The sequence below is a fragment of the uncultured Psychromonas sp. genome (assembly GCF_947489755.1).
GTDB lineage: Bacteria > Pseudomonadota > Gammaproteobacteria > Enterobacterales > Psychromonadaceae > Psychromonas.
This window is the reverse complement of sequence record NZ_CANLFB010000030.1, coordinates 1-25,555: the sequence shown is the minus strand read 5'-3', so window position 1 is coordinate 25,555 and position 25,555 is coordinate 1. Positions and strand designations below refer to the sequence as shown.

Sequence of the window (25,555 nt, the reverse complement as noted above, 5' to 3'; positions counted from 1 at the left end):
ATAACTTTTACTAAATTAGTGGATAAAATTGTGGACAAATTGGCATGCTTTATTACGGTTAGTGGTTACTAACAAAATGCTGTAAGTGAGGTCTGTTTTATACAAATTGCAATAACTATTTTAGTTTTTTTTTTACCTCTAAATTGCTTTCTATATAAACAATATTTTTTTTAAATTTATTTTTTAATGTCTCAATTTGAATAAATAATATGGTTTAGTATTATTGACATAACCTATCAGTTTGACTTTTAAATGATGTGATGCCGATACCCTAAGTTACTAGATCTCATTCCCTTACGATATTCTAAATATCGTAGATGCTTAATCTTTATGAATCTTGTTTTTTATTTACTGATAGCCATTTTATTTATTGGTTTTTTAACTTCATTAAAAAGTAATGCTAGTGGACGTCGCAATGACTTTTATTGTTATTTTTGGTGCTTTAAACGCAATCAATCATGTTGCTTATCGCCAAATGCGAGACATAGTTTTGTGTTTGTTGATAATCGTTTTCTCATATAAATTGGCTGTCCGAAGATTGAATTCATATAACGCTTATTAAAGATAAAAATAATGGCTAAACCCCTGTATTTATATGGTTCAGCGCTAAAACTAGTCACTCTATTACAGATAAAGAAATAATCCAGATAAGTAAAACGATACAACACCGCTATTTCCGAGTTAAATTCTCTCCTAATAACCTATTATTGCGTCAATCATTTGTCTTGAATTACGAAAAACTAACTGCACTATATAGCAATAACCAAATAACCAAATAACCAAATAACCAAATAACCAAATAACCAAATAACCAAATAACCAAATCCAAAATACCCATAACCAAAAATATGCATTAAATTTGTAACTTTTTGATTTTGAATGAAATTTTGTATTCGTTAACCAGGGCCGAGATTAAGTCATGCTATTGAATCTACATGCTATAAAAATTTAATTTAGTTAAGTTAATGATATTGGACTTTCATTTATCACGTGTTGAAATTAAGTTAAATTTCACTCATAAGTTATTGATATTTTTTTGGAGTGTAGTAAACTCCTGCGTGAAAATAATTATAACAAATAAATCATTATTGTAATTATTAAGTGGTATTTGCAATCGTGCTGTTAAGCTTTGCATTCACCCTAGTCTAATACTTAAACATTCACCGAGCGTGGGATAAGAAGATGAAAAAAATAATATTATTGTTAATGGTGTCAATTTTAACTGGTTGTGCAACTCATGCAGAAATAAAAATGCCAGTGACGACAAAAGTACATGATGTTGCATATGAAAATAAAACTCTCAATTATGAAATCTTATATAGCCAACCTAAGCCTGGTATTTTCAGTGGTGGCGAGCAATTACCATTAGCGCCATTGGAAAAAGCGGAGCTCTCTGTTGCATCAGCATCTACATTAAAAGAACTGCCTAAATTGATCTTTGAACAACTCCCTGTTTCAGTTAAGTATTTAACTAATAACCCTGATTTAATCTTAAAGCTTGAAATTACAGCACATGATAAATATGGGCCTGCTTATGCTGATTATGAATTTGCAAAAAGCTTTGGAAAAAACTTATTAACATTTGGGCTTGCTTCTTCTGAGTACAATATTGTTGCTGATTTCGACGCAAAATACATTTTAGAGCAGGAAGGTGAAGTGATCTTTACTAAAGATTTTCGAGTGAGAGATGAAGTCGACCATGAGAAAGGAGACTTTGATTCTTTTAATAGTTTAAATGAATATACTTCTCAAATATTAGAGAAACATTTAATCTTAACATTACATGAGTTCTTTAAAGCCGCTGCTATGCATGTCAAATCTTAAAAAAGATAAGTTTATGTATTCGGATTAATATGTAAACTTGATTTTAGAGTAGATAATTTTATCGAAAAGAGCGTTTATACGCTCTTTTATTATTTTGAATAGGTGTAAAGTCGCTGTTACGAAAAATGACGACATCACCTTAAAATACCTTTGTTTGGATGTCGATTAAAGCTTTGGCTTACTTCGACCCTGTAAATAATTCTGTGTAAATGCTCCATTAACAAATAAAATCTTCGTTCATTATAATTCCCTCTGTTGATTCAAAGAGTTTTCCTTTGGACACTAAAAATTCTATTAATTGATCTGCGGTTAAATCGCTGCACATGCAAGTATGAAAACGTATATTTTCTCCAAACTTGATTGCTATTTCAGTTTTTAAAATTGGTTTAGTATATATGTTTTCTGATTCTGCGATCATTTCCATTACTTGATGACCATGAATTAATTGACTCATATTTTACTCTTTGTAGTCTTGTTTAATGCTTCATACTATAACCAAGTGCATTGCTCTGGTATTGATGCAAAACAAACTCCGTTTATAAATGAACCTAGGAGTAAGAATTTTTTGAATGTGAAGCAACCAGGGGGCGATGGACAAAGCGACATAACCGCTATTTAAGTGAATTTCTACATTAAATTATTTCTCAATAATCCGTGATCGCTTCAATAGTTCGCCTTGAAATCCGCAAAACTAACGATATTTTATAGCTAAAAAACAGTTAAAAAATAAACTTATGACTTTAGATATAATACCGCTTTCATTAACCAGAATTAAGGTTAAGTAATGAATAGAATAGTTATTTAACGTCTTGTGATTGAATATTTGAAATGCAGTTAAGGATGAAGAATAAATGTCTAATTCCATATCTGCTATAAGCAGTATATGAGTAATAGATGGGGCAACAGGTAAGCAGAATTATTGACAGAGGCAAACTTATTCATTAATCGAGCAATGATAGATACCTTTAATAAAACGTCACTGTATATAATAATAGTGACGTTTTATATTTTAAAGATACGCGTTAGCTATTTTTTAAAGGGTAAAGCTAAGCGCTTTCTTCAAATTTTTTCTTACCATCGAAGATGTCTTTATCAAGCTCACCTTCACTTTTAGCCACTAACAATGAAACCATCATGTCACCACAAATATTAACTGTTGTACGTGCCATATCAAGAATACGGTCAATACCAGCAACAATGGCTAAACCTTCAAGCGGAAGACCAACCGTTGTTAATACTAGTGAAAGCATAATTAAGCCTGCACCAGGGACACCAGCAGTACCAACAGAAGCTAACGTTGCCGTTAAAATGATAGTAACGTAATCAGAAGCTGCAAGGTCAACGCCAAAAGCTTGTGCAATAAATAGGGCACAAACACCTTGATACAGGGCTGTTCCATCCATGTTGATAGTCGCACCTAGAGGCAGTACAAAACTTGAAACACCTTTAGAAACACCTAACTCTTCGCGAGAAGCTTTAATGGTTGCTGGAAGTGTGCCTGAGCTACTCGTTGTCGTAAATGCAACCGCGGCTGGATTCATTAAACTTTTTAAGTAACGTACAGGGTTTAAACGACCTAAGATACTGATCATACCGCTATAAAAAACAACGATGTGGATTAATGCACCTAAGTAAACAACAGCGATTACTTTTACTAATGGTAGTAAAACATCTGCACCGTATTTACCTGAAACCCAAGCCATCAAACCGAATACGCCATAAGGTGCAAGTTTCATCACTAATTCAGTTAACTTGTACATTGCTTCAGCTAGACTTTCAAATAGTCTAATCGCTGGATTACCTTTCTCACCAATTAAAACAAGTGAAATACCTAGACCAATAGCAAATACGATAATTTGTAAGATATTACCGGCAGCAAGAGCGCCCACTGGGTTTTTAGGGATCATGTTAAGTAATGTTTGTACTAAAGTAGGTGCATTTGGTATTTCTGCATCAGCAGTCATTGCAACCATATCTAAACCTGCACCCGGTGTGAAAATGGTAGCAAGGCCAAGACCAATAGTAATCGCGACAGCGGTTGTTCCTAAATAAAGCACAATCGCTTTAAGACCAATTCGTCCCATTTTGCTGGTATCTTGCATTGAAGTAATGCCAACAATAAGGGAGAAAAAAACCAGCGGTACAATTAGCATTTTAATTGCGTTAATGAAAAGCGTACCTAAGGGTTTAAAAACCTCTGCATCGGGGCCCATCAAAGTACCCGCGATAACACCCAGAATCATCCCAATAAGAATTTTCTTCCATAGTTCTAGGCGAGTCCATGCTCCAGCAGATTGAGTTGAGTTTTTTTTGTTGTTCATTACAAGTCTCTAAAAGTTGTTAAAAGTGGTGAAAAAATGACGTTTTAAATCATCCAGATTGTAAAGGGATGACATCATAGTCACTTGACTTGTGAATTGATATAGGTTGGTTTTTATTTTATTTATGAAAATAAAATCTACTGTTACAGTTATTTCAGAGGCAGCGGTCAGTAAAATTGTGATGTGAAGAGTGATTAATCATCTGTGTTATGTAAAAAGGCTGATAATAGAAAGACAATGAATAAGTTAATTGAGCTTCTTACTCTATATATAGCCCCCCAAAAAAAGGGGGGAGGGGCTCGTTACAATCAGCGGGGGCTGTGTTAACTATAATGGTGCACATTTCAGATTAAGCGTAAGCTATTTGATCTACTTCATATTTATTGTTCTGTTTTTTATCATCCCATGCTTTTTCATGGAAGAAGTAGGCAAAAGAGTTAATGGTTGGTTCTATTGCTGCCATTAAACCACCTAAGAAAGCATCGCCGGTTAAAGCATAGGTGACGATGAAGGCAACGTTAAAGTGAATGACTGCAAAGCTCACTGTTTTTGCCTTTGTCATTGATGCGCGTTGCTTAAGGAAAGGCACATGTTGCCAAACTTTTTCGTGGAAATAAAAAGCAACCGTGTTGACTGACGGTTCAATGATAGCGATTAAGCTACCTAATAAAAAATCTCCAGTTAAAGCAAAAGCAAGTAACGTTGCGATACTGAAGTGGATAACTGCAAAAGTGATTGTTTTTATCATAATATTTGTCTCGTATTAGGTCTCTGTGTTTGTGTAAGTATTATTGATAATTATTATCATTAAGTAAAATGGGAAGATTCTATTCTATTGATAGGTTTTTTGATAGGTTTCTTTGATTTTGATAGTTTTTTGTTTTTAAATGCTTTGTTTGTAAATATCACGACTCAGAGAGGAAGATTGAAAAACCTGATTCAACAGGCCGACACTAGGTACTTAAGATAAGTGTAAAAGCCTAAGAGAAATGTAGAAATATAGCCTGTGATCGTTAACAGGAACACCGTTCAGCTTTACACAATAATATAATTTAAATGAAAAACTCAAAACACGTTACATTAGTCCAATAAAGGAAATTACATGAGTAACATCATAATGGTTAATAAAGTCATACCTGTCGTCATGTTGTGTTTATCTATGAATGTGTCGGCGGCTGACATAGAGATTGATTCACGTGAATATAAATTACTATTAAATGCTGATTTATTTACCGGAGATGCCGCTAGCCGAGCGAGTAAAGTGAATGATTACTGGAATGCTTTACACAATGCCATTCAAAATAGTACAAGAGAAAAGAGCGCAATAGAAAGCAATGCGTCGGGTAGCTTAAGTTTAAATAAAAATAGAACAGTATCATTTTACGATGTACCAGGGAGTTGTGATTTATCTAATGCAGGTTACAGCTTTCGAGAGCGCGTAGAAAAGGGGAAACGTAAAGTCACGTTGAAATTCCGCAGTGCAGATCAATCTATTGCGAGTACTAAAGATCTTCATGGAACAAAATCTAAGGCTAAAAGTAAATTTGAAGAAGATATTGCCGTATCCTTTGTGAGTACTTACTCCTCTTCAACGACTCAAAAGATAGGAAACAGTAAAAACTTAAATAAAATGGATGATCCTGTTGGCTTATATCCCGGTTTAAAGAGTGAAGACTTTGATCAACATTTAGCGATTAAAAAAGTCAGTGATTTAACCGTCAATGAATATGTCTATGAAAGTGCCATTGTTAAAATTGGCGGGATAGATGAAATAGCAGCCTTGAATACAGCGTTTGCATTAACCTTATGGTACAACGAGTCGGTTAGTACAACACAAGCGATTGTTGCTGAGATATCTTTTAAATATAAATCTGATCATGGACACTTTAATAGCAAGGTCGATACACGTGCAAAAGCATTGTTTACTATGATGCAATACAATCCGCAGCTAACCCATTGGAACTCAACAAACTCACTGAGTAAGACAGCGACTATTTATCAATATGACCCTCATTTTTGTTACTAAGCCTATAAGTTTTACTCGCTGACTCATTTAAGTCATTTTTTCTACGTAAAATTTAGATCGTATTATTTAGAACACATTATTTAATGTAATGGGTATAACCTTAATCGAACATCATTTTTTGGTATTGTCAAAGTGAGGTTCATGATAGCTTTTAGTTAAACTTTTTTAGTTGAATTTTTGAAGTCGCTATCTTGTTTTATTCGCTAATGTTTGACATTAATTCACGTACTTCATCAGCTTGCGATGGCCTTACCAAACGCGCCAGTTCATTGCCGTTTTGTAAAATAATGAATGTTGGCCAAAGCTTAACCTTAAACGCTCGACCCAATCGTTTACCTTTCCCGTCATAGATTTTTACATGAGTTAACTCCGTTAACTTTGCATGTTCCGTCAACACTTCTTTCACTGCGGAGTGTGCTGCCTGACAGTGTCTACACCAAGGTGCACCGAACTCAAGTATCGTATTACCAGGTAGTGTACTAACTTGTTCAAAGGTCATTGTTTCTTCTTCATAATCAGCTTTAAAGCCAATACCATTGGTTTCCATTTTATTTACTCCAAATAATGCGTGACATGGATAGTCGTTAAACACTTTTGCATTGACTAACAAAATATCTTTACTATTTTACAATAATAAAATGGTTGATATTTAAACATGGCTTATAAAGTAGAGCAATTGACTCGGAACATTAAGTTAATTATTTGATTGATAAGAGGAGTTATTAGAGGTGTGGATGTCACATCAGACTAATGGTTGAAATGGTGACATTAAAAGCAAAGCATTTGAGTAGCGCTAACAATTTATATGCGTTGAGAAAATAACTGCCTTTAATAAATTGAAGGCAGTTACACAGTTTTTATTACAGTCTCGAAAAATTAGTTAACCAATATTAATATTTAAACTGTTCGAGTAGTTTATTTAATTCAGTCACGTTAGTTTTAAGTCTTTTTCCCGTCGTATGCACGACTTCTATATTGTTTTTGTTTGAATGGGAAACGGTAGAAATATTACCAATGCTTTCTTCTACTTCTGACATAACATGATTTTGCTCTGTCGTAGCGGTTGCGATTTGTGCATTCATTTGATTAATGTTCTTCATATTTTCAGAAATAACACCAAACGATGCGGTTAATGCTTCCACTTTGCTATGTGAGTTTGTTGCGTTATCTCGGCTGGTTGTAAATACATCGATCACTTCTTCAACGTTTTCACGTAAGCGATTGACGATAGTTTGAATATTTTGTGCTGACTCCTGTGAGCGACCAGCAAGCGAACGTACTTCATCGGCAACGACTGCAAACCCTCGACCACTTTCACCAGCACGAGCGGCTTCAATCGCAGCGTTAAGCGCCAATAAGTTTGTTTGATCAGAAATACCTGAAATGGTATCGAGCATTGCCCCAATGTTGGCACTATCGTCACCTAGTCTCTTAACTACATCTTCAGCTGAACTCATTTTATTAGCTAAATCAGCCATCTGTTTTGATGTTGCAGTACAAATCGTCATACTCGTTATAATGTGTTCGTTAACTGATTCCGTTTCATTAGAAGCATCAATCGTAAATTGTGATACTTCTGCTGATGTTGCAGTTAATTGATTAATAGCTGTTGCAGTTTGATCGGTTTCTTTAACTTGCATTTCCATCGCACTTTGTGTCTTTTGAGCTGAGTTTTGTAATGAATCAGACGTGTCACTGAGTTCCTTCATCGTTTCACTGACTGCTTTAATGACGGTCTGTGTTTTTTTAATAAAGCTATTAATGTGGTGCGCTGTTATGCCTAATTCATCATTTTTAGATTCATTGAGTCGCTTGGTTAAATCACCTTCTCCATTGGCTAAATCATCTGCCATGTTAGTCATTACGTCTAAGGGTTTTAATAAGCCTCGGCTTGTCATTAAGTATAACAACACCAATACGAATAAAAATATTGCCGTTATCAAATAAGTAGAGGTTTCTATTAACGATGAATCAGTCGTTTGTTTGTTCAGGTTTTCCTGTGAATTCAACTTTGCTATTTTCATGATACTTTCGACTTGATCTGTAATAGCCGCTGCCGCATCGTCAAATTGAGGCATTATTTGATTACCACCACTTGGCCCTTGCTCAATATAAGCATTCGCCATTCGTTTACCCGTTGTAAAGTAATTATTAAGGGTCGGTAACATCTTTTGATAAAACTGTGCATTTTTATCATCTAATTGTGTTAACTCTGACAATAGTCTTACTGCAATGTCATAGTTCTCTTCAGCCACTTCAATGCCATCATTTAGCCCATCTTGTGCTCGTGTTGCACTGATATCTGTTAGCCATTGTTGAACCTGAATAACAGCTATTTTTAATTCATAATTTTTGAAAAGAATCGGTTCAATTGTTTTATCTATGAGAATAGAGGCTTTATGAATTCGGTTACTTTGATAAATCATAAATGCAGATTGAATAAACAATACCGCCACTAAACAAAATAAAGCTACATACATTTTTTTTCTTATGGTCATTCCGGTTCTCATTAGATTAGTTTTAGTATTGTTAACTAGGATCATTTCAAATATTTGTGATTGGAAAATGAAACTGATAATTAGCGAAGTCACTTATCAAGTGACTTTATTCTATGATCGCACTACCAAAATAGTAGTATTTTAGATTGTTGCAAGTAAACCAAGCTAAAACTGTGGTTATTTACATAAAACCATATAAAAAAGATGGGTTCCTTTAAATGTTAATTGACATTATTCTTTAAACTCTGAATACAAACGCCTTCTGGTTTTTTGTGTTTTCTTCGATGAGCTTCGAGGTTTAGGTATATGGGTATAGAGGGAAAGCGATTCAATGCTAGTTCCATTGCCCTAATTTTGTGCTTTAATACTTATTTAATCTCAGCTATTTAAATAACCTCAGTGCCGGATAAGAAAAGCGATACAACACCACTATCGTTAACCAGAATTGAGGTTAAATAAGATAAAAATCATCATTCTAATTAAGGATAAATTATGAAATTATTACCATCATTAGTACTTGCGTTAAGCCTATACCCTGTACTCGGATTAACTGCTGAAGAAAATTTGAATTGTACTGATGTCGAAATGAATCAAGTGAGTTACTACTCTGTTGTTAGCATTACTAAAGCGCAAAGTGTTGGTGAAATTTACAAACAAAAAATAGAACAATTAAAAGCATTCGGTCAAAAGCATCAATTAAAACGTTTTAAAATATTGTCACATGATGTATCAACTAATCAAAATAGTTATATTCAGGGAGCATTTGAAGTTTCTATTTCAATAACATTTGAAAGTACATTTGATTATACTTTAGTAGATAAAATCCGTAGCGAGCTTCAATCAAATAGTATTTCAAGCAGCCGTACTTTAAGTTCTGTCTGTAAATAAAAAAGATGATAAAGAGCAAAGTGACTAAACCTATAAACCTATAAATCATCGTCAATAATCAACAACTAATAAGGCCATATTCATGACAATATTAATTATCCTAGGCGCGTTATTTTTGGCTTTAGTATTGATGGTGATCTTAGGTGAACGCTTTGCCAAACCAATAGATGAAAAGCAGCAAGCTAAATACAGTAAAATTTTGCCTATATTAGTGTTCATCATGTTGCTCGTTGCATTTATTAAAGCAGGGGTTGAAAGCGCTTACTTTTAGCCAAACCATTTAACTAAGCTGAATTACCAACTTATAATGATCAACCATTGAATTAAACTATTTATCTTTATAAAGTGATTTTAGTCTTGTCGCTCTTCGAGTGAAGTAAGAATAAAGGTGAGATGCTATTTCACATCAAATATTTGGACGTTCTGCAATTTTTTGATAAAAAACCATGTCTTATAGATACTCATTTTAGAATTAAAATTAGAGTGTAATAAGTAAATTTGAATCAAAGGAACAAAGAATGAAAGACACATGTCCTGGTTGCCAAGCAAAAATTAACGCCAAAAATATTAAGAAAAAAGGGCTGTATGTAGAGAAACAATGTCCTTTGTGCCTTGTTTGGTTTAGCTTAAATACAACACTCGCCTTTATCAAAATGCTAGGAATATCATTATTACTGGTCACTAGCTTGCTTAATCTTTCTGGTACTAAAAGTGAATATAGTCTGTTGTTTTCAAGCTTAGGCGCAGTGGGAATTATTGTTGCACTATTAATCACTTTTTTCGGTAAAAATGAAATAGTTAAGAATTCAAAAAAATAGCTAAGCTATTCTTGAAGAAGTTAATAAGTTAATAAGTTAATAAGTTAATAAGTGAATAAGGTAAGTAAAAACGCAGACCGAATATATCGGCCAACGTTTTTTATTATTTGATACGATCTTTTTAAGGGGACTCTTTTTAAAAGGGCATTCAGAGAACGGTCTTAAAAAACGGTATCGATATGATTTTTATATTATTTTTCTAAACGTTTTTTAAGGCTTAATGCCGCATCAGCGGCTAATAAACGCATAAATTCAGATCCATTATTTTGCTCGCCTTGACTGCCGCCGATGACGATTTCAGGCACTAAACGACTATTACCCAAACTGTTAAATAAAGCCGTTTGAATTTTAACCTCTGCTTTTAATGTTTCATCAAATACGTACTTAGGGTCAAGGGCCGCTGATTTAGCTCTTAAACGCGCTTCAGCTAAAACATCCATACCTAATGCCTCTAAACGTTGCTGCTTTAAGATCTCTTCTTGCTCTTTCGCTAATTCAGCTTTTACAGCAACACGTTGTTGTGCAGATATAATGGCATTGGCTTTAATACGTTCAGCATCAATTTGTTCTTTGATCTTGAGTTTCTCAGATTCTGCACGTTGTTTAGCAATGGCTTGTTCACCTAAAGCAACTTCAGTACGCGCTTGTTGTTCTGCTTTTTTAAGATTCTGACGAGCTAAAGCTTCATCTGCAGCGGCTTGTTTTTGTGCCTCAAGACGTGCGTTTACTTTATTTTCATAATCAATATCAATGATACTTGCATCAACAACGGTAATACCATAAGCGCCTAATATCGGTGCATTACGTAATGGATTACCTTCTTTGTCTTTTCTAATATTAATAGTAACGCGTTGTTGCTTACTTAAATTACTCAAATTACTTACATCATCAGATTTGTTACGTTCACCGGTACTAATAATTTGTTCAGTAACAAAAATGCCGTTAGTTAATTGGTCAGAGAAATCTTGGCTTAATTGACCATTACCACCAGAGTAATGTTGTTCAACGGACATCATACGTGCCGATGCTTTTACATTTTCTGTTGTTGCACGCATTAATAAGTTAGAAATCAACGTTTCTTGCGAACCAAATTCTTCATGTATTTTAAGTAAACCGCGTAAGGCACCTGATTCACTTGGCGATACATTACCAGGTAATCTAAAGCGAGATACACCTCTAGCACCCCCGGTTGTTGTATCTAAAAATCGAATCGGTATTAATGGCACAATTGCGCTGGCTGTAGCAGTGGCGTCACCTGTAAAGTTAATTGAAATGACCTTTTTATAAGCTGATGTGGTACCAAACGCTTTTAAATAGGGACCTGCCTGATTTATGACTGTTAAGTTACCTGTGAAAGCTGATTGGTGAACTAAACGTTCATCTGCTTCATTCCAAGAGACAACTTGTGATGTAAGGGTTGCTATTACAGCTAATACAACAATTATTGATGTGATGATAATAAAGTTTTTACTACCAAATCGTGCCATAAATGAATCTTTTTCTACTGCCGGAACCGATTGTTCACTAGCCATTTTTGTTACTCTCCATGTTTAATTTATTTTTAACAAAGAAGATAATTTCCTGCTCACTTAAATGCGCACAAAAACTACCTGAACGGTGAAGTTCTACAAATGTTGCCAGAATATCTTCTTTGCTTTTTTTGGTTTTTTCTTGGTTTTCTTGAGTTTGATCTTTTTCAATTAGTTGGTTGATCAAATCATCCACTATCGTGTCTTTATCAAACAGCACGTTATATTCCTTTATTTTTCTTACCCGAGTTTTATGTATATTGCTGTAAATGACATAAAGAGCGAGACACAGAATCATAACCAGGGCACTTAACCCAATCATATAAAAAATCATAAAATCTACTTAAGTTTAGTTGGAATAGTTAACGCGTTATAACAGGTGCAAATATTGATAGGCAAATGTTAAGGCGAGGATTTTACACAAATAATTATAAAAAAGTAGAATAATGAACATTTAATGAAATTTTAGTCAATATCTGGCTTTTATAGGTATCGTTTAAATGTAATGACTGAGAGATAAAGAGGCAGTTGAATAGAGTAGAAAAGCCTAGTTCAAAGCACTCACGATTAAGTGCCTTTATTAAGCATACTAAATATTACTTTCAGACATTAACGCTTGATCGTATTAATACCATTGATACATCGATGATTAATGAGGAGAGTAGCTAAAGGTTAATATTAGTAACTTTAATGATAATAGCTATCATCTTGGTTGATCTGCTGTGTATTTGTTGTTATGTTATAACATAACTTTAAAGTGGAGAGTCAACAATGAAAGAAAATATTCACCCTGATTACCAAGATGTTGTGTTTCATGACACTGCAGCAGACGTTTATTTTGTAATTGGATCAACCTTACAAACAGATAGAACGATAGAACATGAAGGTAAGGTTTACCCTTATTTACCTATCGATATATCGAGCGCATCACATCCTCAATACACAGGTAAACAACGTGCTGCTAAACAAGAAGGGCAAATTGCTAAGTTTAATAATCGTTTTGGAAGCCTTAGGAGCAAGTAATGAAGGTATTGAGTTCTTTAAAAAGCGCCAAAACACGCAGTCCAGATTGCCAAGTGGTGAAACGACGTGGGCGAGTCTATGTGATTTGTAAATCGAATCCGAGATTCAAGGCTGTGCAAGGCATGAAGAAAAAAGGTTAATGTTATTGATGAGTCAATTTGATAGATAATTAGCTAGTTGCTTGATTAGTTATTTGCATGGCTATTTATCTATTTATTTATCTATCTACTTAGTTAGCTACCTCACTATCAGATTGACTCATCAACAGATTAACTGTTGGCTTATTCGGTGAGCCTATTTTTAAACGTTAACGAGATTTTTTAAATTGTCATCTTTTTTAATCTTTGAAAATAGGCGTTAAATAACCCGTTCCAAGTTGCCTCATTTGTCGTTCAATCCAAATCACTCTTTGGCTTAGTGTTGCAGTCAAACGGCGAGGGTCGCGAGTTCGTGGGCTAGGTAATAACACGGCTAATTGTGCTGTCTGATACTTAGTCAGATAACGTGCTGACTTCCCAAAATAATGTTGGCTAGCCGCTTCAACACCATATATGCCTTGACCAAATTCGGCTACGTTTAAGTATACTTCTAGGATTCGTCTCTTTCCCCAAATAGCTTCAAGGCTAAGTGCTAAACCTGCTTCTAAACCTTTACGAACAAAGCTTCGACCTGACCAAAGAAAAAGGTTTTTGGCGGTTTGTTGAGTAATTGTACTTGCACCACGAAGGCCATCACCATCTCCGTATTGTTCTACCGCATTAATGATAGCGGTAAAATCCACACCAAAATGCTCAGGAAAACGTTGATCTTCAGAAGCGACAACGGCTAATGCCATATTCTGCGGTAGCTTATCAATACTGATCCATTGTTGAGTCACAGGATAAGGGCTTTGTAACATAAACGCTGTGGTTGGTAGAGGCACAAAACGAAACATGAGCAATACCAGACTGATCACCAACACCAGTGTTAATAACATTCGCCATATTTTGGCCCATATTTTACTCAAAAAACGAGGTTTACGTTTTGCCATTTATTGTCTCTAATTGGTGTTTAGCAACGTTATCAGGATTGATTGCGTCGGTGTTAGTGCTTACTATCAAATAATTAGTAATCAAATAAGCAAATGATTCGCCATCAAATAATTATTTTAACTCATTTCTGCTCGTTATTTGAAAGGGAACAGCCGTTAATGATGCCATATTTTTAATATTTTATCTCTACCCTTGAGGATAGATCATTTTTGATAGGTTAATAAGGAAAGCGATAAGCATTTTATTTTTGATATCAAACAGTTATTAAGTCAATACTGTGGTGCTGATCAATTGTGTTTACGTTTTGGGTTACTTAGTATGATGGCTTACTTTTTATCCGTTGGATTTTTATTAATATGAAAAATAGTTTATTAATAGGTATCACATTGGCTTTTGTTGTTTCTTGTAAAAGCACTTCCACTGTTGTTACTGACGATGTTACAGATGATGTTACTGAAAATTTGAGCGGAGCCTATTCTCCTGTTCTTGACCAGTCAAAAGCTATCTTTTTGTTTAATGGAAAAGATTTAAGTGGTTGGAAAGTACATGGTACTGAACAGTGGTATGTAGAAGATGGATTATTAGTGTGTGAAAATGGTGTTGATAATACGTTTGGTTATTTAAGCACCGTCAAACACTATAAAGATTTTGAATTGACCCTAGAATACAAACAGGAAAAAAGAGGTAACAGTGGCATCTTCGTTCGCTCAACCGTCAAGGGAAATAAAGCAACTGGCTGGCAAGTTGAGATAGCACCTCCAGGACATAAAGCTGGTGGAATCAATGCATACAAAAGCGGATGGTTAGTTAAACCTGATTCGGCAAAAGATGCCGTGATTAAAATGGGTGAATGGAATGAAATGAAAATTCAAGTGAAAGGAAGCTCAATCACATCATGGTTGAATGGCACTCAAATGGTGACGGTTAATCGCTCTGAAATAGAGAAGGGCGAAGGCGGCATTTCATTACAGATTCATGGCGAAAATGAAACAAAAGTGAAATGGCGACATATTAGATTGGTTGAGTTATAAGTTGTAGAGGGTACTTGATCTGTACCCATACACCGCGTCATCATTTTTATAAAATAAACTAAAGACATTGGTTGATTCAGAAAAATGAAGGCAGATGCCGAAGTCGCCATTTTTGACCCTGTGATTAATATTGGTTCCTCTCGCGTCGTTCTGACATTTTATTTTCTTTTAATGTCTATTTTGCGCTGTTGCCACCTCTTTTTTTCTTACTTGAATAGAAGGGGGGACAAAGACTGGTCACCGAATCACTTTCTATCTAACCTATTCATTCATTTTAAATAAATATACCGTTTCGAATGAGCATCCATGGGCTAACTTCAATTAATCCATACATCCTGTGTGATTGACTAAAAAAAATTAGGAAGGTTCACGGTCGAAAAATAGTCGCCATTTCAGTCAGGTTTTATGTTTAGCTTAAAATAAAACCTGAAACCTGGAATACCTTATACCTTTGATTCTTGTGTATTCAATTTAAAAATCGTCGTTAATTTATTGGCCGGTAAAAGTGCGAGTAACATGCCTACCAACGAGCATAATCCTCCTGCAATATGGAACCAGTAGATTGATTCATCAAGAAAGATAATCGCTAATATGGCACCGAATAACGGCATTAAAGTGATCGATAATGAAGCACTTTCAGGACCAAGACGCACCACCCCATTAGTCCAAAATATGTAGGCTAATATTGATGGGAAAACCCATAGATAAACAAATAAATTTAGGTGTGCTAATGAAGGGAAATAAAATTTAAAAAAGATTGCTTCAATGGCATAACCGATCATTAAAAAAGGCAGTCCGAGCATGATCAGTAGATATAACACCACGATAGGCGGTAATTTAAGCGACATCTTTTTTAATAACACCGTAAATAAAGCCCAGACTACGACAGCGGCAAGCATAAATAGATCACCCTGACTAAATTTAAGGCTTAATAAATGGGGTAAATGTCCCTTTGTTAAAATCAGTAACACGCCCAATATTGATATCGCCATCCCAATGGATTGCATTAAGCGCGGGCGATTACCTAGCACTCTCCATGCAATTAAAAGTGTCGCAATCGGTATTAGTGTATTAATGAGCGTAATATTAACGGCTGTTGTAAAATTGGCAGCCACATAAAGCAGGCTGTTATAAAACGCGATACTTAAGATGGCGAGCCCTGATAAGGCAAATAAATGAGGGCGGATTATCGGCCAACTTTTCATCACGCGAGGTAAGGCAAAAGGGGTTAGTAGTACAAAAGCACCAATCCATCGGAACAAGTTCATGGCAATGGGGGCAACCTCAGGCATAAAACCACGTGCTAAAATCGCATTAATCGCCCAAAATAAATTGGTCATTAATAAACCTAAAAAAGCCATCCATACAATGCGATTGTTTGTTGATGTTGAGTCCGTCACCATTTTATTCGTCAATGTTCTCTCCATAGAATTATTTGATAAAGCCGTTTCATGTTAATTGTTTAAGTCGTTAAAAGACACAAATTAAACAATTAATCTTAGGTTTAAAGAGAGTTGAGTTTAGATAGTTGTGTATCAAATTATTTTATTGGATATTGTTTTTTGAATGTTGAATGTTGAATGTTGAATGTTGAAGTGCTTCTCCTGCTAACGTTTAGTTAAAAACGTCAGCAGGAGGAAAGGTTTTATCTTTATCGCTTTAATTCACAATATGTTTCTTTAAATCTAAGTCTTTTTAAATCTAGGCTTATTAAGCACACATCGCTGGTTCAATGTCGTAATCTGCATTGTTAGCTTTCTTATTCCATGCTTTTTCATGGAAGAAGTAAGCAAAAGAGTTAATTGCTGGTTCAATGCTTGCCATCAATCCACCTATGAAAGCATCACCGGTTAAAGCATAAGTGACAGCAAAGGCGACATTAAAGTGAATAACTGCAAAGCTCACTGTTTTTACCTTAGTCATTGACTCACGCTTTTTAAGGAAAGGCAGTTGTTGCCACGCTTTTTCATGGAAGTAAAAAGCAACCGTGTTGATTGACGGCTCGATAACTGCGATCAAGCTGCCTAATAAAAAATCACCTGTTAATGCAAAAGCAACTAAGGTTGCGATGCTGAAGTGAATAACTGCAAAAGTAATTGTTTTAGCCATGGTGTGTTCCTCGTTATATATTCTTTATTTTGTGTAGTTATTATTGATAATTATTATCATTAAGTAAAACGGGAAGTTTCTATTCTATTGATAGGTTTTTCGTTTTAATTTACTGTTATTGATAGTTTTGTGTTATTAACTGGCGTCTTGAGTTAGTGATATTTTTTAGATGGGTCAGATAGGTTAGGTGGCTTAGATAGATTAAATAGGTTAGAAAGGTTAGAAAGGTTAGAAAGGTGCAGGGATAAGTAGCGGTTTAGTTTTGTATCTATTCTCGTTAAAGGCCATCATTGATTCAGAAAACTTAAGGATGAAAGTGCTAACCCTATTAAGTCATGCCTTATGGTAGTTGCTGATATTATTTTATCATTAGGTGCGCTAGCCCCTTTTTTACACTTCAACTACCATCGCATCTACCTCTCATGATTTAAATTATACTGCTCAACTTGGCTCATCATCCTTTGGTGGAGCAGGTTTTTTACTTACCTTGATTTTTTCAACTAGATTAAATGGTGCAATTTCTACGCGATCACGGCCATTTTTCTTAGCAAGGTATAAAGCTTCATCAGCAATACTAATAACTTCATCGATAGTTTTAGCATGATCTGGGTACATGGCTAGACCAATAGAGGTCGTTACTGTACCTAACGATAATTGATTCATATTAAGTTCAAGGGAGCGAATTCCTTTTCCAATACGCTCTGCGATAATCAATGCTTGCTGGTCATTAGCAGATGGACAAACAATGCAAAACTCTTCACCACCGTAGCGACAAGCAATGTCTTCTTGACGTATAGAATCGATTAAAACTTGTGATACCGCTTTTAAAACATGATCGCCTGCGTCATGGCCAAAATTATCATTAAACAATTTAAAGTGATCAAGGTCGATCATCATAATAGCAATACTGGTATTTGTTCGTTCAGCTCTGCTACAACATTGATCTAAGGACTCTGTCATATAACGACGATTAAATAAGCCAGTAAGCGGATCTCGAATCGCTTGTTCGCGGAGGTTGTCACGTAATTGAATATTGGCAAGGGTTAACCCTATTTGTTCGGCAATGGCATGGGACATGGCTTGATGTTTTTCAATATCAATATCCTGTGACATGACAAAATGTAAAACCCCAATGGTTTCCCCTTGTGCAAGTAAAGGTATACATAATGTTTGTTCAGTAGGTTTCTCCGTCCAATGTTGACAAGCAATTTGAATATCGTGATCAGTAGATAAATGTTGGTGTCCTTTACGTAAGGCCCAGCATTCATTAGGTGCAAAACGTTCGACCCATATACAATCGTCACCCCATGTCGCAACAGTATCTAAGCGGTTACGAGAAGATTTTATAATTGAGATAGAGCCTTTAAATTCTGGTAATAATTTTGGAATGACAGTATTCATTACTTGGCCTGCTTCTTTCAATGTAGAGCAGGCATTGAGTAAACCACCGAAGGTTTGCAGAATCGATATTTCTGTTGTGCGATCCTCCACTCGTTGTTCAAGTAAAAAACGCTCTTTTTGTACTGTTTTATGCATGGTTCTCGCACTCAATAGACCGAGTATGAGCACTGCAAAAAGGCTGAGTGCACCAGTAATAAATAACGTAATTCTCAGTTCGTTAATGGCAATTTGAATAGAAGCTTGAGAGCGTGCAATACGAGCGACAATGGGATGGTCAAGATGAGAAGTGCTATCAGTATAGTGTGCTTCACCTGAGCGTATCGCCACATAGAGCATTTCATCATTCAGAGTATTACTAAATCGTTCAGAGATACCCAAACCAGATTTTAATGCGAGCGCAATTTCAGGGCGATCTGCATGGTTTTCAATATGGATTAGCTGATCAAAACTGATATCAGAATCTCCTAGTACTTTTCCATTAGCATCAATATAAGTCATACGAAAATCACCCGCATGGGCAATATTTTCAGCTAAGCGTTGGAAAGCACGAATAATATATCCTTCATCTTCAGTTTCTACGGATTCCAACGTTTTAATCGATTCTAGGGATGCCTTCGCCAACGTTGTTAATTCAGTAGAGTTACGTTCTAATAAATGAGATTCAAGATACCTTTCTATCATCAGTATAGTAACAGTAGTGACTAACAACATCACGGTAAGCGGGATGACGACAAGTTTTTGCTGAATATTCATATTAACCTTAACCCACTGTGGGGATTAGATTTTAATAACAATAATTTACCCAAGATTGAAAAATATAAATGCCTTGCCAATTACTTTTGTTATTAATGCCATAGAAGAGTGAAAACGGGATAACTATAAAACGCCCGAACTATAAAACGTGATAACTGAAAATAACGCTAAAGTGGTTACCATAAAGTTATATTTGTAACCCTATAGTGATAATTTTAGACTAAATTTTAGAGTTAATTAGAAAAGATGAAAGAAATCGTCTTTTTAAACTGAAAATCGTTATGTAGCTCAATATATTGAAGAAAAGTTTGAAATTAATATTATGTAATTGAACATATATTAATCGTTCTAGAACAATTAATGGGATTCATTAACACTGTATGTCATTGAATAACTATGAAATCTCACAGATAATCAACCTATTTTATAAAATCAAACAGAAGGTTTGTGATATTTAAGTTGGAATACTTAAGTCGATATAAAAGAGCCGATTTAGATGAGTTAGTATAAGTGAGTTGATACAAGTGAGTAGATATAGATGAGTTAGTATAAGTGAGTAGATATAGATGAGTTGATATAGTTAATGTCGTTGTATTTAGCGTAATTAAGCAGGGGGGATCGAGTTTCATATGCTCTTTTATAGTCTAAAATCAGCGGCTTTTTCTTTGGCCTTCTAGGAATGCTACTTTGATTAAACAGTGAAGGTAAAAAGCCGCCGCTAATGAGGTGATCCCATTAAGTGAGATAGATGAGTCAACGGCTTTTAAAAATACCTTGTTTACTTGGTTACTTGGCTAATAGGTAAAATAACTTAATCACTTATTTAGTCGGTGCTTCAGAAGCGCTCAGCACGATATTAGAGAAAGTAGCTTGCACGTAATCACCATCTACTTTATCAATCGCCCAATCACCTGTACCTGGACAATTCGTATACCATATTCCCGGTGCATCTTTGCTACTACACTGGTTATAGGCACCCGCTTTAAAATAAAACCAATCTTTTTGGTAGCCATTTGGGTTATCCAGCGCATCTACTTTGCCATTAGCATCAACATTATTGGACAAATCGATTTCATACTTCACTTCAGGCTGATTTTTAGTGGTGAAGGTAAGGTACATAATATTGTCGTGAACATTAATGATGTAGTTAAACTCTTCTCCTAATGCGATACCTTGCTCACCGGGTTCAGCAGAATTATCCCACGAATTTCCCCAAACAGGGTAAGCGACATCAGTTCGGTTTGGATCTCTTTTAGGCAGGTTTTTTTCGTAAGTCCAAAAAACAGAACCTGTTGCATGGTTTGGCCATTTCTTATAATAAATTTTAATCGGCTCATTACCCCAACCAAAGGCATCATCGGTGTTATGTAATAGGTTGTCATCTTTCCCTGCATGTATTTGCCCAACAACAACAGAATAAGCTGGTGGTTTATTCGGGTAACCTGCATGTACAGAAACGGCATCCACTTTTAAGGTGGCTTCTAATCTACCGCCTATATCAGCAAAGTTTTTTGCATTAGGGTTAGCAGCCAGTGCAAAATTATTACGTTTAGACTTGGTATCTCCACCAGAATCACCACTCATCATTTGCCTAAACTCACTACGTGTATTCGTTGAGCCTCCAGTGGTTGCTGCTTTGTTTGGCGCCGCAAAGACAACACCGTTTTCAGTATTTGCATAGAAGAAATTAGGATGATAAAAAGCGTCAATACGACCAACATCAACTTCTCTTGCTTTGCCGCTGCTACCTTCTAACGGAAGCGTTATTTTCCAATAACTCAAATCGATAATATCGGCGGGTAATACACCACTCGCAGGAGGTGGAAGCGTACAGCCAGATAAAAGCAATGATGCACTGATACTGGTTAATAAGCATTTCAGGTGAGGTAGACGCTTCATGGAAACTTCCTAATGTCATGTCGGTGTTAGATTAAAGCAAAGTGTAACCTTAACGCTGACATTATTTGCAATACAATAATATTTATTGTGATGTTAATCTCTCAAAATAAATATATAGGCGATTGATAAATAAGAGGTAATATGAGTGATTTGTGATATTTATATAAACTACTTCCTACCTTAATAGTCTTAAATTCATGCTTAAACTTACTAGAGCCGTCATCGATTTAGAAAAACTCAAACAGGGAGAGTGAACGTGGGAAAATTGAATGAATATCTTCTGTAAGAAATTGATTTTAAATATGTAAATTTTAAAGTGCCTAGCTTTGAGTTATAAAGTAAATTAATTGATTGTGAAAGTTAGAGGCAGAAATTGTAGCCATATTGAGTAAGTTTTTATCGTTAACTTTAAGCCGATTATCACATCAACATAGTCGTTAAATTAGTCATTTTTTATTTTGAATGAAATCAAACTCCTTCCTGCTTGGTCTATTAAACGTGACATCAACTATTTTAATAAAAAACGATGATGTTCAATCAAATAGGTATCGGGTTCAATGGTATTCATTTTATACATTTCAGCTGGTTTTAGTTTTTATTATCAGGGGAATTTAAAATTAAAAGGTAGACACTGACAGCATAGTTCAAGTCTATTCGTGCAGTTATTACTTGAATTCAAAAATAGAAAAACGAAGTAAAAATAAGTTAAATTTTCTCGTTATCAAAGAGGGCGTTATGAAAAAATTAATTACATCTGGTTTGTTGACCATGGCTATATTCAGTCAACAACAAGTATTAGCTGAAACGTTTAATAGTGGAGTCGATTCTGTTGCGTTAGTTGAACTCTTTAGTTCTGAAGGTTGCCATTCTTGTCCGCCTGCTGATGAAAAATTAAGTGGGTTATTGGATAGCCCACAATTATTTAAAAAATTCGTTCCTGTCGCTTTTCATGTCGATTATTGGGATAGATTAGGGTGGAAGGATCCCTTTGCAACCCCTGAATATACTACTAGACAATATAATTTATTATCAGAAGGGGGTCGTAGAGGCGCTTATACACCAAATTTCATTATTGCGGGTAATGAATGGAAAGGTTTCTTTAGAGGGCAGTCTATAGAAAATGGCGTAGACACCTTTGCAAAAAGCTCAATTGGTAATTTAACAATAGATTATCAATCATCAGGTTCTCAACACGAAGTTAAAGCAGTTTTTTCACCTGACAAAGAATTTATTGTAGATAAAGGTAAGCCGTTGATTTTATCCGTTGCACCGCTAGGGATGGGGCTAAAGAGCGATGTGAAACGTGGTGAAAACAGTAATAAGCAATTACGCCATGAATTTGTCGCATTAGATTGGCAAAAAATTCCGATGACATTTGAAAATAATCGATGGGTAGCGACGTTGAATTTATCTAAAGAGGCACATAAAGAGCAAGCTCAGGCGATTAGTGCATGGATAAGTAACGAGAATAGTTTAACTCCTATTCAAGCAGTCGGTGGTTATATCAAATAACATTTGTAGACGATATGTAATAAAAAGCTAATCACTGTTTATGTGATTAGCTTTTTTATTGGTTTCTCTTTTAAAGCATAACGATAGCGGTGACGAATTGAGTTAATAACAGCAAAGGGCACGCAGAGCTTAGCTCGCTCATATAACGAGACACTGCTGCATAAACCGCTCTCTGCCTTAGGTTGCTAAAGGTAGTCTTGATTCAGGAAAACTTAACGTGGGGAAGTGGACATAGCCATGTGAGTAAGATTTTATCGTAACTAATTGATATTGCTTGTTTCAATGAGTGGGTGTCCGGCACTTTTTCAAAGTCGATGGGTGTCCGCGTTTTCCATTGTAGTCATTAATTCGTCTGCGCTCATCGAGTCTATTTGATGTTTATTTGCAGTGTTTTCGCCCTGTCAGCGACATACTTTTTCTTACCAGAAGAATACTTTTTACCCACAACATGCAAAAAGACTGGCTCCCAATTCGTTTTTTAATCTCCTTTTTTGTAAATAAAGTAATGACAGCCTTCTTGACGCACCGCTCATACTCGACATCCATGTCTCGAAATGAGCTAGCAACGGCATCCATGCCTAACCTTGCTAAAGGCAATCATTAATTCAGAAAAACTCAACGGGAGGAATGGACGTAGCCATATTGAGTAAGGTTTTATTGTAACTATTTGATATTATTAATTTCAATGTTTGGGTGTCCGGCACTTTTTCATTCAGTACTTTCTCAATCGTTTGTATCTTTCAATAAGTTTGAAGAATTGAAGAATTGAAGAATTGAAGAATTGAAGAATTGAAGAATTGAAGAAGAAAGAACAGGAATGAGTTTTGGAGAGTTGAAGTTAAATCAAGTCTATTCGAACTGCCATTTTTATCCAATAAAAACATAAAAGTCCAATACGTTTAATGTATTGGACTTTTATTGAAATGAAGTTATTGGAAATACATCATTTTATTTAATATCGTTATATGCGATTAATGACGAAATATACGATTAATGACGAAAACTCGATATTAATGCCGGAATACCTGGCAACATACCTACAGCAGCCATCACAGTTGTGAGTACCACAAACATAATGCCAGGTATAATCCAGCGATTCATTTGGCTCAATTTCGCACTACGTTCTTTACAACCAATTAAACCAAGGTTATCAAGTAACATAGTAAGCGACCACCCAAACGCAGGGTTAACAAGCGTCGATGCAAATACAACAATAGCGGCGGATTGCGTCGTTTTACCTTCACGTGTCATTTCCATTCCTGCTTCAAGTAATGGGATAAATACACCTACGATTAATGCAACACACAACACTGGTTGCCATATCGCTAAATCCATAGGGTATCCCCATATTGCTGCTATGACACAAAACAGCGCGGTTAATAAAGCGCCAGCGGGAATAGGGCGTTTAGCAATTGCCGCAGGTATCAAATAAGTTCCCCATGATGAAGTAAAATTAGACCCACCTAAAAGGGAACCAAACACTTGGCGAATAGACGCAGTGGTCATCGTATCATCTATATTCATTTGTACTTTTTCAGTACGCTCAGGGTAACTGATTTTTTGAAATACTTGATGTCCCAAGAAATCAGGTGACCACATTGCCACTGCTAAAATAGCAAAAGGTAATACAACCACAAAACTTTCTACTGTCGGTAAACCTAACATCCAACCAGTATTTTCTCCCCACCAATACGTTGGGCTCAGATGTGGTAAGCCAGGGTCAGTAATAAACTCAAAGGGCGCACCCATTGCAAAAGCAATCGAGCCCCCTAATAAACAGCTTAACGGTACTGCTAACCAACGTTTTTTCCAATGTTCAAGTAATGCATACAGTAAAATAGTACAAATAATAACGACAAAAGGGATGTGTGACATACCAATATCATCCCCCCAAGCCAGTAACTTTTTAACTTGAGAAATAGTCCCTACAAAACCAAGATATAACAGTAATCCACCACACACACCTTTGCTGGTGAGGTTTGCTAATCGACTTCCGCCTTTACTAACCGCTAAAATCAAACCAAACGCTCCAATGAGTAAACCAAATGCCATCGGGTGTCCGCCAGCAGCAACTACAATTGGAATAAGTGGAATGAGCGGGCCATGAGTACCCGCTAAGTTGGCCGTTGGCAGTAAAAATCCGGAAAAAAGAACAATAAATATAGAAACAATTAATAGCTCATAACGGACATTTTCTAACACAAAACCTTCATCAAGGCCAAGTGGTAAAGCAAAGGTTGCGGCGATTGCACCCACCATCACTATTTTACCTATCGTCGCGGCCATTGCTGGAATGGTATCTTCTATTTCAAAGCGGTAGTCTTTAAAAGGTAAGTTTGGTCGCCAACGTTTAGGCGACATTATTTGTAATTCATGCTCTAAGTATTCTTCTCGTGTATTAAAATCTGAACTCGGTTTGTGCTTTTGCTCGTAATTCAGCTGATCTTTATTTTTTTTGTTTTTTGATTCTTGCTCAAGTGTGGCATTAGCAGTTTTTTTCATTATTAATCCCTGTAGTCACTATTTAAAAAACACTCTGTATTTCAACGCAGTCACACTACGCTTAGGTGATATTGATTACTAATAACGAGATACAATCATTAGCTATACATCATGTTTTTCATTAATTTAGGGGAGTAAACTGTATTGCGTCACACAGATTATAAAATCTATTTTTTACGTTTTATTGATTTAATGACTATCTTCAACACAGTGAGTCATATGTCGATAAATAAAAGTCACCAAAGTAAAAGTACTTAATATATTTTACGTATTACTCAAAAGGAAAAAGAAATTGCGGAGGAAAAGAAATCGCGGACATATATGGTCACTCTTTGTAAATCAAGATTAGATTGATTTTTATTTTCTGTTTAATAATTGATTACGTACAGA

22 protein-coding genes are annotated in these 25,555 nt (G+C 35.5%); 9 read left to right on the top strand and 13 right to left on the bottom strand.

Going from position 1 to position 25,555, the window contains the following annotated elements; translation table 11 throughout:
- The first annotated feature begins 1,182 nt into the window (after positions 1 to 1,182).
- A complete protein-coding gene (locus Q0794_RS14730) occupies positions 1,183 to 1,824 on the top strand; it encodes a hypothetical protein (protein ID WP_298943143.1) in 642 nt (213 codons plus the stop codon).
- A gap of 217 nt (positions 1,825 to 2,041) precedes the next feature.
- Here Q0794_RS14730 and Q0794_RS14725 read toward each other — a convergent pair whose 3' ends face one another.
- From Q0794_RS14725 to Q0794_RS18315, 3 genes are all read right to left on the bottom strand, one after another.
- The gene (locus Q0794_RS14725; RefSeq protein ID WP_298943142.1) at positions 2,042 to 2,278 is read right to left on the bottom strand and encodes a YecH family metal-binding protein; all 237 of its coding nucleotides are present in this window, start codon (positions 2,276 to 2,278) and stop codon (positions 2,042 to 2,044) included.
- 592 nt (positions 2,279 to 2,870) lie between these two features.
- Positions 2,871 to 4,145: a dicarboxylate/amino acid:cation symporter gene (locus tag Q0794_RS14720; RefSeq protein WP_298943141.1), complete on the bottom strand. Its 1,275-nt coding sequence runs from the start codon at positions 4,143 to 4,145 to the stop codon at positions 2,871 to 2,873.
- Positions 4,146 to 4,494: 349 nt separating this feature from the next.
- Positions 4,495 to 4,893 carry a DUF2061 domain-containing protein gene (locus tag Q0794_RS18315; RefSeq protein WP_366522561.1) on the bottom strand — a complete coding sequence of 133 codons (399 nt, stop codon included), beginning with the start codon at positions 4,891 to 4,893 and terminating at the stop codon, positions 4,495 to 4,497.
- Between the two features lie 354 nt (positions 4,894 to 5,247).
- Here Q0794_RS18315 and Q0794_RS14705 point away from each other — a divergent pair, with 354 nt between their 5' ends.
- A complete protein-coding gene (locus Q0794_RS14705; protein WP_298943140.1) occupies positions 5,248 to 6,171 on the top strand; it encodes a hypothetical protein in 924 nt (307 codons plus the stop codon).
- 196 nt (positions 6,172 to 6,367) lie between these two features.
- Here the strand turns inward: Q0794_RS14705 and Q0794_RS14700 are convergent, their stop codons facing one another.
- A complete protein-coding gene (locus Q0794_RS14700) occupies positions 6,368 to 6,718 on the bottom strand; it encodes a thioredoxin family protein (protein ID WP_298943139.1) in 351 nt (116 codons plus the stop codon).
- Positions 6,719 to 7,061: 343 nt separating this feature from the next.
- Complete coding sequence (locus tag Q0794_RS14695; protein ID WP_298943138.1) at positions 7,062 to 8,669, bottom strand: methyl-accepting chemotaxis protein; 1,608 nt, start codon at positions 8,667 to 8,669, stop codon at positions 7,062 to 7,064.
- 492 nt (positions 8,670 to 9,161) lie between these two features.
- On the opposite strand from Q0794_RS14695, the gene Q0794_RS14690 reads away from it, so the two are divergent.
- The 3 genes from Q0794_RS14690 (at position 9,162) to Q0794_RS14680 (ending at position 10,375) form a co-directional block, all read left to right on the top strand.
- Positions 9,162 to 9,557 (top strand): hypothetical protein, encoded by a 396-nt coding sequence (locus Q0794_RS14690; RefSeq protein WP_298943137.1) that lies wholly within the window; start codon positions 9,162 to 9,164, stop codon positions 9,555 to 9,557.
- Positions 9,558 to 9,639: 82 nt separating this feature from the next.
- A complete protein-coding gene (locus Q0794_RS14685; RefSeq protein WP_298943136.1) occupies positions 9,640 to 9,828 on the top strand; it encodes a hypothetical protein in 189 nt (62 codons plus the stop codon).
- Positions 9,829 to 10,075: 247 nt separating this feature from the next.
- A complete protein-coding gene (locus Q0794_RS14680) occupies positions 10,076 to 10,375 on the top strand; it encodes a hypothetical protein (RefSeq protein ID WP_298943134.1) in 300 nt (99 codons plus the stop codon).
- A gap of 191 nt (positions 10,376 to 10,566) precedes the next feature.
- On the opposite strand, the gene Q0794_RS14675 is transcribed toward Q0794_RS14680, so the two are convergent.
- Both Q0794_RS14675 and Q0794_RS14670 read right to left on the bottom strand, forming a co-directional pair.
- A complete protein-coding gene (locus Q0794_RS14675) occupies positions 10,567 to 11,907 on the bottom strand; it encodes an SPFH domain-containing protein (protein WP_298943133.1) in 1,341 nt (446 codons plus the stop codon).
- Positions 11,900 to 12,238 (bottom strand): methanolan biosynthesis protein EpsI, encoded by a 339-nt coding sequence (locus Q0794_RS14670; RefSeq protein WP_298943132.1) that lies wholly within the window; start codon positions 12,236 to 12,238, stop codon positions 11,900 to 11,902. Before Q0794_RS14670 ends, Q0794_RS14675 begins: the two co-directional genes overlap by 8 nt.
- Before the next feature lie 437 nt (positions 12,239 to 12,675).
- Between Q0794_RS14670 and Q0794_RS14665 the strand changes: the two genes are divergently transcribed.
- On the top strand, positions 12,676 to 12,927 hold the full coding sequence (locus Q0794_RS14665; protein ID WP_298943130.1) for a type B 50S ribosomal protein L31: 252 nt from the start codon (positions 12,676 to 12,678) through the stop codon (positions 12,925 to 12,927).
- Positions 12,927 to 13,067, top strand: coding sequence for a type B 50S ribosomal protein L36 (ykgO, locus tag Q0794_RS14660; RefSeq protein ID WP_298943128.1), 141 nt, complete (start codon positions 12,927 to 12,929; stop codon positions 13,065 to 13,067). Before Q0794_RS14665 ends, ykgO begins: the two co-directional genes overlap by 1 nt.
- A 197-nt stretch (positions 13,068 to 13,264) precedes the next feature.
- On the opposite strand, the gene mtgA is transcribed toward ykgO, so the two are convergent.
- Positions 13,265 to 13,957, bottom strand: a complete 693-nt coding sequence (gene mtgA / locus Q0794_RS14655; protein ID WP_298943126.1) for a monofunctional biosynthetic peptidoglycan transglycosylase — start codon at positions 13,955 to 13,957, stop codon at positions 13,265 to 13,267.
- A 357-nt stretch (positions 13,958 to 14,314) separates the two neighbouring features.
- Here mtgA and Q0794_RS14650 point away from each other — a divergent pair, with 357 nt between their 5' ends.
- Complete coding sequence (locus Q0794_RS14650) at positions 14,315 to 14,989, top strand: DUF1080 domain-containing protein (protein ID WP_298943125.1); 675 nt, start codon at positions 14,315 to 14,317, stop codon at positions 14,987 to 14,989.
- 443 nt (positions 14,990 to 15,432) lie between these two features.
- Here the strand turns inward: Q0794_RS14650 and Q0794_RS14645 are convergent, their stop codons facing one another.
- From Q0794_RS14645 to Q0794_RS14625, 4 genes are all read right to left on the bottom strand, one after another.
- Positions 15,433 to 16,404, bottom strand: coding sequence for a DMT family transporter (locus Q0794_RS14645; protein ID WP_298943122.1), 972 nt, complete (start codon positions 16,402 to 16,404; stop codon positions 15,433 to 15,435).
- Positions 16,405 to 16,699: 295 nt separating this feature from the next.
- Complete coding sequence (locus Q0794_RS18310; RefSeq protein ID WP_366522560.1) at positions 16,700 to 17,098, bottom strand: DUF2061 domain-containing protein; 399 nt, start codon at positions 17,096 to 17,098, stop codon at positions 16,700 to 16,702.
- Positions 17,099 to 17,539: 441 nt separating this feature from the next.
- The gene (locus Q0794_RS14630) at positions 17,540 to 19,252 is read right to left on the bottom strand and encodes a diguanylate cyclase (protein ID WP_298943121.1); all 1,713 of its coding nucleotides are present in this window, start codon (positions 19,250 to 19,252) and stop codon (positions 17,540 to 17,542) included.
- A gap of 819 nt (positions 19,253 to 20,071) precedes the next feature.
- Positions 20,072 to 21,151: a polysaccharide lyase family 7 protein gene (locus Q0794_RS14625; protein ID WP_298943119.1), complete on the bottom strand. Its 1,080-nt coding sequence runs from the start codon at positions 21,149 to 21,151 to the stop codon at positions 20,072 to 20,074.
- Positions 21,152 to 21,886: 735 nt separating this feature from the next.
- Here Q0794_RS14625 and Q0794_RS14620 point away from each other — a divergent pair.
- Positions 21,887 to 22,663 (top strand): DUF1223 domain-containing protein, encoded by a 777-nt coding sequence (locus Q0794_RS14620; RefSeq protein ID WP_298943117.1) that lies wholly within the window; start codon positions 21,887 to 21,889, stop codon positions 22,661 to 22,663.
- Between the two features lie 990 nt (positions 22,664 to 23,653).
- On the opposite strand, the gene Q0794_RS14615 is transcribed toward Q0794_RS14620, so the two are convergent.
- Positions 23,654 to 25,165: a DUF3360 family protein gene (locus tag Q0794_RS14615; protein ID WP_298943114.1), complete on the bottom strand. Its 1,512-nt coding sequence runs from the start codon at positions 25,163 to 25,165 to the stop codon at positions 23,654 to 23,656.
- Positions 25,166 to 25,555 lie beyond the last annotated feature (390 nt).

Bases quoted from the DNA above. Each gene is read 5' to 3' on its own strand.
- Q0794_RS14730 (WP_298943143.1), top strand. From the start codon at position 1,183: ATGAAAAAAATAATATTATTGTTAATGGTGTCAATTTTAACTGGTTGT.
- Q0794_RS14725 (WP_298943142.1), bottom strand. From the start codon at position 2,278: ATGAGTCAATTAATTCATGGTCATCAAGTAATGGAAATGATCGCAGAA.
- Q0794_RS14720 (WP_298943141.1), bottom strand. From the start codon at position 4,145: ATGAACAACAAAAAAAACTCAACTCAATCTGCTGGAGCATGGACTCGC.
- Q0794_RS18315 (WP_366522561.1), bottom strand. From the start codon at position 4,893: ATGATAAAAACAATCACTTTTGCAGTTATCCACTTCAGTATCGCAACG.
- Q0794_RS14705 (WP_298943140.1), top strand. From the start codon at position 5,248: ATGAGTAACATCATAATGGTTAATAAAGTCATACCTGTCGTCATGTTG.
- Q0794_RS14700 (WP_298943139.1), bottom strand. From the start codon at position 6,718: ATGGAAACCAATGGTATTGGCTTTAAAGCTGATTATGAAGAAGAAACA.
- Q0794_RS14695 (WP_298943138.1), bottom strand. From the start codon at position 8,669: ATGACCATAAGAAAAAAAATGTATGTAGCTTTATTTTGTTTAGTGGCG.
- Q0794_RS14690 (WP_298943137.1), top strand. From the start codon at position 9,162: ATGAAATTATTACCATCATTAGTACTTGCGTTAAGCCTATACCCTGTA.
- Q0794_RS14685 (WP_298943136.1), top strand. From the start codon at position 9,640: ATGACAATATTAATTATCCTAGGCGCGTTATTTTTGGCTTTAGTATTG.
- Q0794_RS14680 (WP_298943134.1), top strand. From the start codon at position 10,076: ATGAAAGACACATGTCCTGGTTGCCAAGCAAAAATTAACGCCAAAAAT.
- Q0794_RS14675 (WP_298943133.1), bottom strand. From the start codon at position 11,907: ATGGCTAGTGAACAATCGGTTCCGGCAGTAGAAAAAGATTCATTTATG.
- Q0794_RS14670 (WP_298943132.1), bottom strand. From the start codon at position 12,238: ATGATTTTTTATATGATTGGGTTAAGTGCCCTGGTTATGATTCTGTGT.
- Q0794_RS14665 (WP_298943130.1), top strand. From the start codon at position 12,676: ATGAAAGAAAATATTCACCCTGATTACCAAGATGTTGTGTTTCATGAC.
- ykgO (WP_298943128.1), top strand. From the start codon at position 12,927: ATGAAGGTATTGAGTTCTTTAAAAAGCGCCAAAACACGCAGTCCAGAT.
- mtgA (WP_298943126.1), bottom strand. From the start codon at position 13,957: ATGGCAAAACGTAAACCTCGTTTTTTGAGTAAAATATGGGCCAAAATA.
- Q0794_RS14650 (WP_298943125.1), top strand. From the start codon at position 14,315: ATGAAAAATAGTTTATTAATAGGTATCACATTGGCTTTTGTTGTTTCT.
- Q0794_RS18310 (WP_366522560.1), bottom strand. From the start codon at position 17,098: ATGGCTAAAACAATTACTTTTGCAGTTATTCACTTCAGCATCGCAACC.
- Q0794_RS14630 (WP_298943121.1), bottom strand. From the start codon at position 19,252: ATGAATATTCAGCAAAAACTTGTCGTCATCCCGCTTACCGTGATGTTG.
- Q0794_RS14625 (WP_298943119.1), bottom strand. From the start codon at position 21,151: ATGAAGCGTCTACCTCACCTGAAATGCTTATTAACCAGTATCAGTGCA.
- Q0794_RS14620 (WP_298943117.1), top strand. From the start codon at position 21,887: ATGAAAAAATTAATTACATCTGGTTTGTTGACCATGGCTATATTCAGT.
- Q0794_RS14615 (WP_298943114.1), bottom strand. From the start codon at position 25,165: ATGAAAAAAACTGCTAATGCCACACTTGAGCAAGAATCAAAAAACAAA.